This is a genomic window from Sorangium sp. So ce406 (assembly GCF_051474675.1).
In the GTDB taxonomy this organism is placed as follows: domain Bacteria; phylum Myxococcota_A; class Polyangia; order Polyangiales; family Polyangiaceae; genus Sorangium; species Sorangium cellulosum_G.
The window spans coordinates 2,634,391-2,646,958 of sequence record NZ_CP150340.1; the positions used below are offsets into that span (position 1 = coordinate 2,634,391).

Genomic DNA, 12,568 nt, shown 5'->3' on the forward strand with positions numbered 1-12,568 from the left:
GTCCTCTGTGCCTCTGTGGTTCAAATCTCTTCATTCCCGGGTGCTTCGAGCGATTGGCGCTCTAGCTGTCAGTCCTCCGGGGCACCGCCGACACCGGCGCCGCCCGCGCCTCCGCCGCCCGGGGCTCCACCGCCCGCACCGGCGGCGCCGCCGCCCGCGTCTCCGCCGCCCGCGCCGGCTCCGCCCGGGTCTCCGCCGCCCACACCAGCTCCGCCCACGCCGCCCGGGTCTCCGCCGCCCACACCAGCTCCGCCCGCGCCAACTCCGCCCCAGCCGCAGTCCTGGGGATAGCCGCACCAGCCACCGCAATCGACCGTGGGGGGCATGCAGAGCTGCGGCTGCTCACGGTTCATCTCCAGCTCCACCGGCAGGACCTCGAGGTGCTCGGTGATCCAGGCGTCCAGCTGCTTGTATCGCTCCTCATCGCCCGGACGGAGCATGCCCTCATCCGACAGCTGCTCGTAGAGCTCCTTCAGCACCGTGTTCGGGTCCACCGCGGTGAAGTCCTCGATCACGTCCTCGCACGCCGCGATCGTGTCGGCCCAGCAGGCCGGGTCGCTCTGGCACCCGCGCGCCAGCGAGTTCGAGCCGGGCAGCGGGACCTGCGGGTACCAGCTCTGCCCGAGGCTGATGTCGACCGAGTACGGCAGGTACTGGAACAGGCCGTCGGCCCGCTCGACCAGCACGACGTTGTTGCTGTTGTGGAGCGCGTCGTCTCCGGTGCCGAGCACCCACGACAGGCACTGAAACCGGTGGAAGGCCGGCCAGTCGATCCAGTCCGCGAGCGCCGCCTTGAAGCCCTCGCCGTGCGGCGTCTCGACGACCGCCTCCTCGAGCTCCTTCGCCCGGGTGTTGTCGCACTCCTTGAGCTGGCAATTCCCCGGTTCGTCGAAGACGCTGCCGCCGATCGGAATCACGTCGATCGGGCGCGGGATCCCGCCTCCTGGCATGTTGCCGGCGAAATCTCCGACGAACTCCCACATGTTGGCGCAGCCGCCGCCGAGCCTGCTCTCGCTGCGCTTGCAGAACGCCTTCTTGTAGCGCTCGACCACGATGTAGGGAATGGACACGTCCGCGCCCCACACATTGCTCGATACCCAGGCGTAGCTGGACAGGGGGGCCGGATAACCGAGGCGATCATAGAGCTCGAGCGTGAGGCGCTCGCGGAAGATGCTGCCGACCTGGCCGTTGTTGAAGCGCACGTGCTCGAAGCCGCCGAGCCGCTGCTTCTCGACGAACTCGTCCGCGTCGATGTTGAGGTTGGGGATGGTGCGCTTCGTCCAGGGCCGGTGCGTCGACTGTCCGACGATCCCCACCTGGACCTTGCCGTAGTCGGCCGTCTTGCCCTCGGGGCCGGCCGTCGTCACCCACAGATGATCCACATAGGTCGCGTCTTCCCCGGTCGGTGAGTAGATGTCTCCAAACTCTCGTATGGGGATCCCGACGCCGCCGTTCCCCTCGTTCATGGTCTCGAGCTGCTCATCCGAGACAGCGAACCAGTAGCGGTTCCCGACGGTGCCGAAGACGTCGAGCGCGAGCTCGGCCACCTCGGTGTCCGCAACGGGCGCTCCCGGGTAACCCGCCCCGGGCGCGCCGCCGGCACCTCCGTCCCCGCCGGCACCTCCGGTCCCCGCGGCCTCGCCGCCCGTCCCGGCGCCGCCGTCCCCCCCGGCACCGCCGTCCCCGATCGTGTAATAATAATTATAGTAGTTGTCCGGCGCGTCGGCGCAGCCCGCCAGGAAGGCGGCAGACGGGACGGCGAGGAGAGCGAGCAGGGAGATCGCTCGCGTGCGGGACGCCCAGGGTCGAACAGAACGAGGAGACGGTAGCTGATTGGACATGCGCGTGACCTTTCCGCGACACGCCTAGTGCAAAAGTCGTACCGTCCACGTCAAAAAAGTAAACTGCCTCGGTGACGATGCCCTGGAGCCCGATCCGCCGTGCAGGTCCGGTGAGGTCGCGAGGCGCTCACGCCTCTCGCCCCCGAGAGCGTGGGCTCGCGGTCGGCGCCCGTCATGACACGGGGATCAGAGCCTGGCACAGGCTCCTGGATCCGCGTCATCTGTGCCATCGTGGATCGAGGCGCGCCTCACGGTGGTCGGCTCGACACAGCCATCGCCGAGTCGGGCGCCATCAGCGCATCCGGTAGTCCTCCGGGGGGCGACGCCGGGGTCACGGGCCGGGCTTGGATCTGTCCCGCAGGTAGAGCGCCTCCACCTGCTGCCGGGCCCACGGGGTCCGTCGCAGGAACTGCAGGCTCGATTTGATGCTGGGATCGTACTTGAAGCAGCGAATGTCGATCATGCGCCCGAGCTGCTCCCAGCCGTGCTGCGCGACCAGGTGCTCGAGGATCATCTGGAGCGTGACGCCGTGAAGAGGATTGTTGGGCTGGTGCTGGGTCATATCGATGCTCGGGGGGATCGTCCCGGAGGGCCGGCGTGAGCCCGCGGTGTAGCACGTCGCGCTGCGGCCGCCGCACCCGCGTCCGCCGCGCGCGCACGCCGGCTACATGTCCTGAACGACCGCGGCCGTCTGCTTCAGCGCGCGGGTGTCGCGCAGCGGCGGGTCGCCGAACATGCGCGAATACTCGCGGCTGAATTGCGAGGCGCTCGTGTAGCCGACGCGGAACGCCGAGGCCTCGGCGCCCGCGCCCTCTTCGACCATCAGGCGGCGCGCCTCGAGCAGACGCAGGCGCTTCTGGTACTGCAGCGGGCTCATCGCGGTGGCCTCCTTGAACCGCTTGAAGAACGCCGCCCGGCTCATCCCTGCGGCCCGCGCGAGCGCGGCGATATCGACGTCCTCGGCGAGCGACGCCTGCAGGTGATAGACCGCCTCGGCGATGCGGTGCGCCTGGCTGCCCGCGCGCACGAGCTGGCGTATCGCCGGGCCGTCGGGGCCCTTCAGCAGGTGAAAGATCAGCTCCTTCCTCACGAGCGGCGCGAGCACGGTCGCGTCGTCGGGCGTCACGAACAGCGCGCCCAGCCGGATCGCGGCGTCGAGCATACGGTCGCTCGCCTTGCCGATGAAGATGGCGCGGCCCGGGTGCTCGAGCGGATCCGGCCGCGCGCGGTCGAGCTGCGCCGCGACCTCGCGCAGCGCGACCGCATCGAAGTCCATCTTCAGGCACAAGAGCGGCTGCGCCGGCGACACGCCCGCGACCCGGCTCGTCACCGGCAGGTCGATCGGGCTGACGATGTAGTGCGGTTCGCGCTCGCGATAGACCTGCCCCTCGAGCACGATCTCCTTCGTGCCCTGTACGACGATGCAGAACGAAGCGCGCCAGTGCTGCTTCGCGCGTTGCTGCGGGCGCGAGACTTTGATGCAAGAAATTCCGGTCACCGGCGAGGCGTTCACGCCGTCGCTGGGGCACCACCGCGCGATGAGGTCCTTCAGCTGGTCGCGCCCGGGGATCACGATGGCAGCGTAGCCCCGCGTAGACGATCAGGCAAGAACTGGAGACGGCCGTGTATTTCGCGTCCGCCGCGGCGGTGCCATGGTGGATCGCGAACCAAGGAGCGGTTCGCGAACCAGGGAGTGGGTCGCGAACCAAGGAGAGGTGTCCCATGCGTGTCTTCCTCACTGGAGCCAGCGGCTTCATCGGCTCTGCCATCGTCCCCGAGCTCGTCCGCGCCGGCCACCGCGTGCTCGGTCTCGCGCGCTCGGACGCGTCCGCCGAAAAGCTCGCCGCCGCCGGCGTGGACGTGCAACGCGGCTCGCTCACGGATCTCGACAGCCTGCGCCGCGGCGCCGCCGCCTGCGACGGGGTGATCCATTGCGCGTTCTCCCACGACGACTTCAATGACTACGCCGGCAACTGCGAGAAGGACCGCGGCGCGATCGAGGCGCTCGGCAGCGCGCTCGCGGGCTCCGAGCGCCCGCTCGTCATCACCACCGGTACCGCGCGTTTCACGCCGGGCCGCGTCCTCACCGAGGACGAGATGCCCGACGCGTCGACCGCTGGCCCGCGGGCCGCATCCGAGCAGCTCGCCTTCTCGTTCGCGAGCCGCGGCGTGCGCGTGTCCTCGCTGCGGCTGCCGCCCTCGGTCCACGGCGATGGCGACCACGGGTTCGTCCCGATGCTGATCGACATCGCACGCAGGACCGGGCGCTCCGGGTACGTCGGTGACGGCGAGAACCGGTGGCCCGCGGTGCATCGGCTCGACGCCGCGCGGCTGTTCGTCCTCGCGCTCGAGAAGGCGCCGGCCGGCGCGCGGCTCCACGCGGTCGGCGACGAGGGGATCCCGACCCGCGACATCGCCGGCGCGATCGGCCGCAAGCTCGGCCTGCCGGTCGCGTCGGTCGCGAAGGAGCAGCTCGGCTGGCTCGGCGGGTTCTTCGCGCTCGACACCCCCGCGTCGAGCGCGCTCACGCAGGCGCGGTTCGGCTGGAGGCCCGAGCAGGCGGGCCTGCTCGCCGACCTCGAGCACGGCACGTACTTCGCGCGTGCATAGCTGAGCTCTGACGAGCGCGGCCGGCGGGCTCCGTTGCGATCGCGCTGCCGCTCACGCCGCCGTACCTACCGTTCGTCGCGGCGATCGCCCCGCCCGGCCGATGGCGAGGGCGCGCGCCGTGCGCCGATGGCACGGGTTGAGCGTCGCCCTCCACGGCGGCGCGCACGGAGCGCCCGCGGCGAGGGGCATGGAGATGCACGTCGTGAAGAACAAGCAGAGGAGTCCCTGGTTCTCGACAGGATGCTCGCGCGCTGCCGCGCTCGGCGCGCTCGCCCTTCTGGGTTTGCTGCCCGCCTGCGGCGACGACGGCGACGCGAGCGGCGCAGGCGCGGCGAGCGGCACCAGCGTCGGCACGGCGGGGGGCGGCGGAGCCCAAGACGGCTCGGGCGGCGGAGCCCAAGACGGCTCGGGCGGCTCGGGCGGCTCGGGCGGGTCGGCGGGACAGGGGGGTGGCGCGCCCGCCTCGGGGCCGAACCCCTTTGCGGCGCCGCTGGTCGACTCGCTGACGCGGGCGCTGTCCGACGGCGACGAGGCGACGCTGGCGGCGCACCTCGGACCGAACGCGTTCTACGTCGACGCGCGGGGGCGGAGCGACGCGGCCGACGCGCCCCGAGCGCTGCTCGACGGCGGGCCCTGGAGCCTCGGATCCACGGTCGACTCACACCACGACGTGTTCCGCGTGCAGGTGCGGCGAAACGACGAGATGAGCGTGCTCTTCGGCGCCGTCGGGGACGATGGACTGGCCTCCTGGCTCGCGCTCGCCGCTCCGCCGCCCTCCGATCCGGCGTCGACCTCACCGGTGATCCGCGCGTACCAGCAAGCGTGGATGGAAGGGGACGAGGAGGAGCGCGCGGCGTTGCTCGAGCAGTGCTGGGCGGACGGCGCGCGCTACGTCGATCCGACCGCCGACGTCACGGGGCGGCCCGGCCTCGACGGGACCATCGCAGCGTTCCAGTCGGCTCTACCGGGGGCGACCCTCGTACCGACCAGCGGGGCGATCGAGGCTCACGGCCTCGTGCACTTTCTCTGGCGCATCGAGGGCGCTGATATGCCCCCGCTCGACGGGATGGATGTGGGTTTCGTCGACGATGCGGGCGCTCTGACGTCGATCGCAGGGTTCTTCGGCCCTCTCTCGCCGCCTTGAGCCCTGTGCGCGCACGGCCACGGGATCGAGCCCTGCTGCCCGCCGAGCCAGCGGGTCGTCCTCGTCAGCGAGCGCTGCACTGCACGACGCAGAACGCCGTGGCGCCCTTCGCGCGCGCGCTCGCCTCGCACGAGCGCTTCGCTTGCTGTGATGCCATGAAGCGGTCTTTCCCTCCGCCGTTGCCGAACACCATCTGGTAGTTGCAGGCGCCCGCGAAGCCGCAGACGCGCACGGAAGCGCTCGCCGTGCACCACCAGGATGTCCCGCCGGTCGCGCTTCCGCTGGTGGAACCTTCGGCCGCGGCGCCGTCGCCCGGCGAGGTCCGCCGTCCACCCGGCGAGGCGGCGGGCGCCTGGCCGGTCCCGTCGTCGCTGTCGGGCGACAGGGCATCGCCCGCAGCGCGGTCGCCGCTCGACGGGTCAGCGCCCGCCTCCTCGTCGGCCTCCAGGTCGGGGCGAAGCGGGGTGTTCGTCTGCAGCGGCGGGGGCGCGGGCGAGGCGCCGTTCGCCGTCTTCACGCCGGAAGGCTCGCTCTCCTCGGCCTCGACGACGGCGTGCTCCGGCGTCGCGCTCGCCATCAGGTACGCGACGCCGCCGAGCACGACGAGGGCGCCCACGCCGAGCGCGAACATGCCGCCCACGACGGCGAGCACGATCACGAGCGGCGACACGCCCGGCTTCGGGCGCTGCGGAGGGGGCGGCGGCGGAGGGTAGTAGTAAGGCGGCGGCTGCTGAGGAGTATGATGCGGCGGCGGGGGACGGTACTGAGGATGCCCGGGACCGAACATCCCGCAGTCGTAGCGCAGTTGAGCCTTCCGCGCTGCGTGAGACAATCACCCACGCTGTCGGTGAATGCGTGATCCCGCCGCGATCTCGCCCGCCCGCCAGCGCGCCGCGCGCTCGCGGGCGACGAGCGCGCGGGGGAACCAGGGTGTCGACGGAAGGCCTCTGTCGCGTAGCCCGTCTCCGGCGACGGCCCTCAACCGTTCATCCGTTCATCCGCGCGCCCCTGCCGAGGCGCGGTGGCGCTCCGCGCTTCTCCTGGCGAAGAACGCCGCCAGCGACGGCTGCTCCCCGTCGGCCTCGATCTCCTCGTTCCCCCCCAGCGCGACGTCCGGCCGCACCCCCGTCGCCTGGATCGACTCTCCGCCCGGCAGGAGCACCATGGCCGCCCCTGCGAGCACCGCGCGTCCGTCGTCGGGATCCGCCGTGACCTTCAGCGCCGTCCCCTTGCCGTAGGTGCGCTCCCCGACGACGAGCGCCCGCCCGTGCCACTGCAGGCAGCCGGCGAACAGCTCCGCCGCCGAGGCCGTCCCGCGATCCACAAGCACCCACAGCGGCGCGCGGCACGGATCCCGGTGGCTCGACCGATACACGGTCTCGTCGCCGTCCGCGTCGATCGCCCGCGCGAGCACGCTCCCCGGCTCCAGGAAGTCGCCCGCGAGCTCGAGGCACGCGGTGAGCTCCCCGCCGGGGTTGCCGCGCAGATCCAGGACGAGCGTCTCCATCCCTTCCGCCTCGAGCGCCTTCACCGCCGTGTGGACCCGGGCCGGCACGTCCAGCGAGAACCTCTGGATGCGCATGTACCCGACCCCCGGCGCGAGCAAGGCGCTCTCGACGGGCGACGTGCCCCCGCAGGGGTGGAGCGACGCGAGCAGCGCGTCGACGTCGGCCAGCGCCGGGGCGCCGGCGGGCCGGGCGGCGGCCGCGCTCCCCGCGTTGTACATGATGAAGACGTTCGTCACACTCGGCAGCACCTGGATGCCGATGAAGCAGTTGAAGTTGTTGCCGACCCTCGGGCAGAGGAGCGATACCGCGGCGAAGAAGTTGATGAAGACCCGCACGTTGCCGAAGATGTACCGCCCTTGCCCCATGAACGTCGGGTGCAGCGTGCCCGCCTGATCGCCCGTCGTCATGAACGAGAACGACGCCACGAACAGCGCGGCCATCATCGAGAACCACACGTTGAACGAGAAAGGGAAATTCATCCCGTTCGGGTGCATGTTCGGGAAGGGGAACAGCCCGAACACAGGAGACAGGCACACGTCCGGAAAACCGGCGCTCAGGCCGGCACCCTTGTTGTTCGCAGGGAGCATCGCGCTGGCCTCCTAGCCCAAGAGGATCTGCTTGCCGTTCACCGTGACCGTCTCCTCGGTCAGGATCGTGGCGTTCTTCGCCTTCGTGAACGCGGTCTTCTCCACGACCGTGTGCGACTCGCTCGCCTGCACGCTCAAAAGCGCGCTCACCCGCTGGTATACCGACGTGAACTTCTGGACCACGGCGTCGGCCACCATCCGGATCTTGCCCGCCTGCACCTCGAGCTCCGGCCCCCGGATCTCGACCCCCCGGTCTCCGGACAGCGAGAGCGCGCCCTCCCTGGCGTGCACCGCCACGTCCCCCTGGAGCGACAGGACCGTCCGCCCGCGCCCGTGCAGCACGCCGATTCCATAGTAGCTCTCCCCGCGGCCGATCACGAGCAGCGTGTCCCCGAGCGCAGGCTCGTACGGCAGCGCGAGCGCCATCGCGACGGCGACCGGCTGGCCGCCCGGCAGCTCCACGGCGACAGCGCCCGCTTCCAGCGCGGTGACGCGGGCCGGGCCCAGGTACTCCCCCGGCAGCGCGGCGACGTCGCCGGCCTGGCCCGCGCCGCCCGGCGCCTCGGCCCTCGCCAGGCCGATCCTGGGCACGTCCGCGCCGCGCGCTCGCCTGTCGAGATCCTCGTCGCCCGGCGCGTCCACCCGCACGGCGGCCCCGCGATCGCTCTCCTTCATGGCTCCCATCGACATGGCTCCTCCTCTACGAGCGCCGCTCGGGCGGCATCCAGGCCTCGGCCTCCAGCCGATCGACGTCCGTGCGCCTCGCCGTGGCGAGGTTGGCGTCGAGGTATCGTGTCTTCTCGTCGCGGACGTGGTGCAGGTTCGCCCAGGTGAGGTCCGCGCCGCTGAAGTCGGCGCCCGAGATGTCCGCGTGCGAGAGATCGGCGTAATTCGCCTTCACGCCCACGAACAGCGCCCCGGCCGCGCGGATCTCGTGCATCACCGTCTCCCGGATGTCGGCCCCCGCGAGGTTCGTTCCGGTGAGATCGGCCTTCATGAAGAGCGCGTTGCGGAGCATCGCCTTCGTCAGGCCGGCGCCGGCGAGCACGGCCTCGCCGAAGAAGGCGGTCTTCGCCATCGCGCCCGACAGCGAGGCCTGCCGCAGGTTCGCGCGCCTGAAGTTCGAGTTCGTCAGGATGGCGCCGTCGAATCGCGTCCGCTCCAGGTTGCACTCGGTGAAGTCGCAGTTCGACAGGTTGCACCCCGACAGGTCCATCCCCGAGAGGTCCCCGAGCGCGAAGAAGCACCGCGAGATGGTCAGTCCGGCGAGCGACGTGCAGGTCAGGTCCACGCCGGAGAAGTCCACGCAATCGAAGATCGCCTTGTCGAAGCGGATGCCCTCGACGCGCGCGGACCTGAGCGTCGCCTGCGAGACGAGCGCGCGCGTCAGGTCGGCGCCCGCCAGGTTCGCCCGCTCCAGCACGCTGCGCACGATCCTCGACCCGGACAGGTTCGCGCCGGAGAGATCGGCCTCGGTGAAGACCATCATCTCGAGGTCCTTGCCCGACAGATCCGCGCCCGGCAGCCGCGCCCCGTACAGCATGCACGACTTCAGCGTCGCGCCCCGGAAGTCCGCGCCGGTGAGATCGCAGTTCGCGAGCGTCGTCTGGTCGAGCGTCGCCCCCCGGAAGCTCGCGCCCCGGAGGTTCGCGCCCTGGAGCGACGACAGCGTGAGGTTCGCGTTCTCGAAGCTCACCCCCGCGAAGTCCATCTCCTCCAGCGCCGCGCCCTCGAGGTCCGCCCCGGAGAGGTCGAGCCGGCCGAGCCGCGCTCCGTCGAACACCGTCTTCTTCAGCTTCTTCGGGAGCACGGCGTCCCGGAGATCGGCCTTCAGGAGCACCACCGTGTCGAGCTCGGCGCCCGAGAGATCGACCCGCCGGAGGTCCGCCTCGGCGAACGACGAGCCCTCGATGCGCGCCCCCGAGAGCGACGCGCCCTCGAGGTTCGCCCGCGTGAACGAGCTCTGCGACACCGTCGCGCCGTCGAGCGCCGCGCCCGACAGGTCGGCGAGGTCGAGCCGCGCGCCGGCGATGACCGCCCCGGAGAGCTCCGCGCCGGCCAGCCGCGACTCGGCGAGGTTCGCCCCCTTGATCTGCGCGCCGGTCAGGTTCGCGCCGGCGAGCCGGCCCCGCACCAGGTTGACGCCAGCGAGGTTCGCGCCGGACAGGTTCGCGCCCGAGAGATCGCTCTCGACGACGACGGCCCCCTCCAGGTCGGCGCCCGAAAGGTCCGCGCCGCCGAGCGCGCACCAGGCGAGCTCCGCGCCGCGGAGATCGGCGCCCGACAGGTCCGCGCCGTCCAGCAGCAGCCGGCCGAGCTTCGCGCCGCGCAGCCGGGCCTTGCGGAGGCCGGCGCCCCGCAGGTCCATCTCGCCGATCGTCCTGCCGTCGAGCGGCTCGCCCGCCTCGACCAGCGCCTTCAGCTCGTCCGGGGTCATCGATCCCGCTCCAGGGTCGACTTCTTCAGGTTCGCCCCCCGGAAATCGCAGCCGGATCCCGAGGTTTCGTAGAATTTTGCATCGTAGAGGTTCGCGTCGACGAACTTCGCCTCCGGGACCCGCGCCCTGAGCAGGTCCGCGTCGAAGAGGTTCGCTCGCGTGAAGTCGGCGCGCGTGAGGTCGGCCCGATCGAACCGGGCGCCCCGCATGTTGGCCCCGAAGAAGCTCGCGCCCTCGGCCGTGGCCTCCGTGAAGTGGGCGCCCGTCAGCACGGCGAGGCTGAGATCCGCGCCGTTGAGGGTCGCGCCCAGCCACACGCTCCCTTCGCCCCGCGCGCGCGCGAACACCGCCTGGGTCAGGTCGGAGCCGGCGAAGCTCGTGCCGTTGAGGGTGGCGCCCTCGAACGTGGCGGAGGTCGCCCTCACCTTCGACACGAAGCACCGCGTGAGCGAGGCCTGCGACATGTCCGCGCGCTCGAGCACCGTGCCCTCCAGGAAGGCCACCGTCCACGCCGCCCCGCGCGCGATGGCCCCCGTCATGTCCGCCCTCGAGAAGACGAGCTGCGACCCCTGCGTGCCCGAGAGATCGGCCTCCATGAGCCGCGCGCCGTCGAACGAGGTGCTCTCCAGCGTGGCGTTGCGGAAGACGGCGCGCTCTGCCCACGCGCTTTGCAGGGTGGCGAGGCTCAGGTCCGCGTCCGTGAAGTCCGCCTCCCGCACGTCGGCGTCGAACAGCACGGCCTGCTTCAGGATGGCGCGCGTGAGCCTGGCGCCCCGGAGGTTGGCGCCCGTGAGGATGGCGCCGGTGAGGTTCGCGCCGGTCAGGTCGCGGCCGCTCAGGTCCTGCTCGCTGAGATCCTGGTCGCTCAGGTCGCTCCCCGGCCCGATCTGCCCGGGCGGCCGCGGCGGGGCCGTGGAGAGGCCCAGCGACGCGAGCTTCGGATCCCCGGCGAGCTTGTCCCACGCCGCGAGCCCCGGGACCTGCGCCCCGCGCGCGACAGCGAGCGACTTCGCCTCCTCCACGGCCCGCGCGACGCGGCGGAAGGCCGTCCGGAGCGCCGCGTCCGTCACCATGGGCGACGCCTCGGCGCTCATCGGCGCCAGGGCCTGCGAGGCCTTCGGCAGGTGGCGCAGCGCCTCGGCGATCACGCCGCCGAGGACCTTCCCCCCCGGCACCGCGACGCCCGCGAGCGCCGCCATCGCCCGGCGGATCCTCTCCTGCTGCGGCTTCGCGACGTCGCCGAGCCGCGCCTTGAGCAGCGCCGACAGCGGGTCGAGCCCCTCCGCGCCGGCCGGCGGCGCCGCGTCGTCGCCCTTCTTTTGCAATGCCTGCAGCGCCCGCCATTCCTCCTTGAGCTCCGGCGTGAGCTGCTCCTCGATCTCGAGCGGATCGGCCTCGAACCGCGCGACGATCTCGCGGTAGTGCGCCTCGGGCAGCGCCGGCCCGTCGAGCGGCTCGGAGGCGACGAGCGTCGTGACGCGCGAGAGGTCGTCGTCGGTCACCTCCGTGAGGCCGCGCCACGTGAGGAACAGGGCCCCCTTGTCGAGGTCGGCGAGCAGCGTGTCGAGGTGCATCGGCACCTCCCGGAACCCGCGCTCGGCGTCGTTCGCGAACACGCGGATCCGGAGGCCCGGCAGCTTCGACCGGAAGACCTCCGCGTCGGGGTGGAGGTTCTGGAACAGGAGATCCTCGTCGCCGCGCAGGTACGGGAGCCACTGGTCGGGCCGGGCCGCGTTGAAGAACGTCCAGTCGAAGTCGTCGGCGTAGTACGGCGCTCGCTTCTCGCGGTACGCCTTGCCGTAGTTCTTCCCGACCTTCGCGCGCCGATCGGGCCGGTTCGGCGACAGGGGACCGAACCCGGCGGGCGCCGGCCGATCCGAGCGCGACAGCAGCAGATCGTCCGCGCCCTCGACGTTGGGGAGCTCGCGCGTCCCGTGCCCCCTGCCCACCGGGTTCAGCGGGTGCCCGGGCCCGCCGAAGCTGCGCCGGTCGCCGAGGGGCATCCGGTCGAACGGCACCGCATCGCTCATGGCGGGCCCGAGCAGGCCATCCATCCACACGCGGTCGCCGACCACGCGCAGGATCTTCGACCAGGACCCGACGCCGAACCGCACCGGGCACTCGGTCATGCGCGCCTTGCCCGGCGTGTGGCACGTGCCCATGAGCATCACGTCGGCGTGCGGCTTGAAGTCCACGAGATCGCTCGGGTACAGGCACTCGCCGGTCTGGTCGTGATCGTCGTCGTGGAACACGTCGCCGCGCAGCGTCTCCTGCGCGAGCACCGGGTGGCCCTCGGGCAGCGAGAGCGGCGCTCCGGGCTCGAGGACGAATTTCGCCCGGACGATCAGGGTCATCTCCGGCTGGGGCGGCCTCCGCGAGGTGACCTTGCTGCCGAAGAGGAACGGGGTGAGGTTCTTGTTCGCCATCCGTGGGGTTCGCCG

At 71.7% G+C, this 12,568-nt stretch carries 10 protein-coding genes; 2 read left to right on the forward strand and 8 right to left on the reverse strand.

The window, feature by feature from the left end; genetic code table 11:
• Positions 1–68 precede the first annotated feature (68 nt).
• The 3 genes from WME96_RS09880 to WME96_RS09890 all read right to left on the reverse strand — a co-directional run bounded on the left by WME96_RS09880 (position 69) and on the right by WME96_RS09890 (position 3,414).
• Positions 69–1,841 carry a CotH kinase family protein gene (locus WME96_RS09880; RefSeq protein WP_437289895.1) on the reverse strand — a complete coding sequence of 591 codons (1,773 nt, stop codon included), beginning with the start codon at positions 1,839–1,841 and terminating at the stop codon, positions 69–71.
• 331 nt (positions 1,842–2,172) lie between these two features.
• Complete coding sequence (locus WME96_RS09885) at positions 2,173–2,403, reverse strand: VF530 family DNA-binding protein (RefSeq protein WP_437289896.1); 231 nt, start codon at positions 2,401–2,403, stop codon at positions 2,173–2,175.
• 102 nt (positions 2,404–2,505) lie between these two features.
• A complete protein-coding gene (locus WME96_RS09890) occupies positions 2,506–3,414 on the reverse strand; it encodes an AraC family transcriptional regulator N-terminal domain-containing protein (RefSeq protein WP_437289897.1) in 909 nt (302 codons plus the stop codon).
• Between the two features lie 149 nt (positions 3,415–3,563).
• Here WME96_RS09890 and WME96_RS09895 point away from each other — a divergent pair, with 149 nt between their 5' ends.
• On the forward strand, positions 3,564–4,451 hold the full coding sequence (locus tag WME96_RS09895; RefSeq protein ID WP_437289898.1) for an SDR family oxidoreductase: 888 nt from the start codon (positions 3,564–3,566) through the stop codon (positions 4,449–4,451).
• A 118-nt stretch (positions 4,452–4,569) separates the two neighbouring features.
• Complete coding sequence (locus tag WME96_RS09900) at positions 4,570–5,595, forward strand: nuclear transport factor 2 family protein (protein ID WP_437289899.1); 1,026 nt, start codon at positions 4,570–4,572, stop codon at positions 5,593–5,595.
• A 64-nt stretch (positions 5,596–5,659) separates the two neighbouring features.
• Here the strand turns inward: WME96_RS09900 and WME96_RS09905 are convergent, their stop codons facing one another.
• From WME96_RS09905 to WME96_RS09925, 5 genes are all read right to left on the reverse strand, one after another.
• Positions 5,660–6,382 carry a hypothetical protein gene (locus WME96_RS09905; RefSeq protein ID WP_437289900.1) on the reverse strand — a complete coding sequence of 241 codons (723 nt, stop codon included), beginning with the start codon at positions 6,380–6,382 and terminating at the stop codon, positions 5,660–5,662.
• Between the two features lie 207 nt (positions 6,383–6,589).
• Complete coding sequence (locus WME96_RS09910) at positions 6,590–7,690, reverse strand: S41 family peptidase (protein WP_437289901.1); 1,101 nt, start codon at positions 7,688–7,690, stop codon at positions 6,590–6,592.
• Between the two features lie 12 nt (positions 7,691–7,702).
• Complete coding sequence (locus tag WME96_RS09915; protein WP_437289902.1) at positions 7,703–8,380, reverse strand: DUF3540 domain-containing protein; 678 nt, start codon at positions 8,378–8,380, stop codon at positions 7,703–7,705.
• Positions 8,381–8,390: 10 nt separating this feature from the next.
• Entirely contained in the window at positions 8,391–10,127 is a 1,737-nt protein-coding gene (locus WME96_RS09920; RefSeq protein ID WP_437289903.1) for a pentapeptide repeat-containing protein, read from the reverse strand.
• On the reverse strand, positions 10,124–12,553 hold the full coding sequence (locus WME96_RS09925) for a DUF2169 domain-containing protein (protein ID WP_437289904.1): 2,430 nt from the start codon (positions 12,551–12,553) through the stop codon (positions 10,124–10,126). The genes WME96_RS09920 and WME96_RS09925 overlap by 4 nt, the downstream gene beginning before the upstream one ends.
• Between the last annotated feature and the right edge of the window lie 15 nt (positions 12,554–12,568).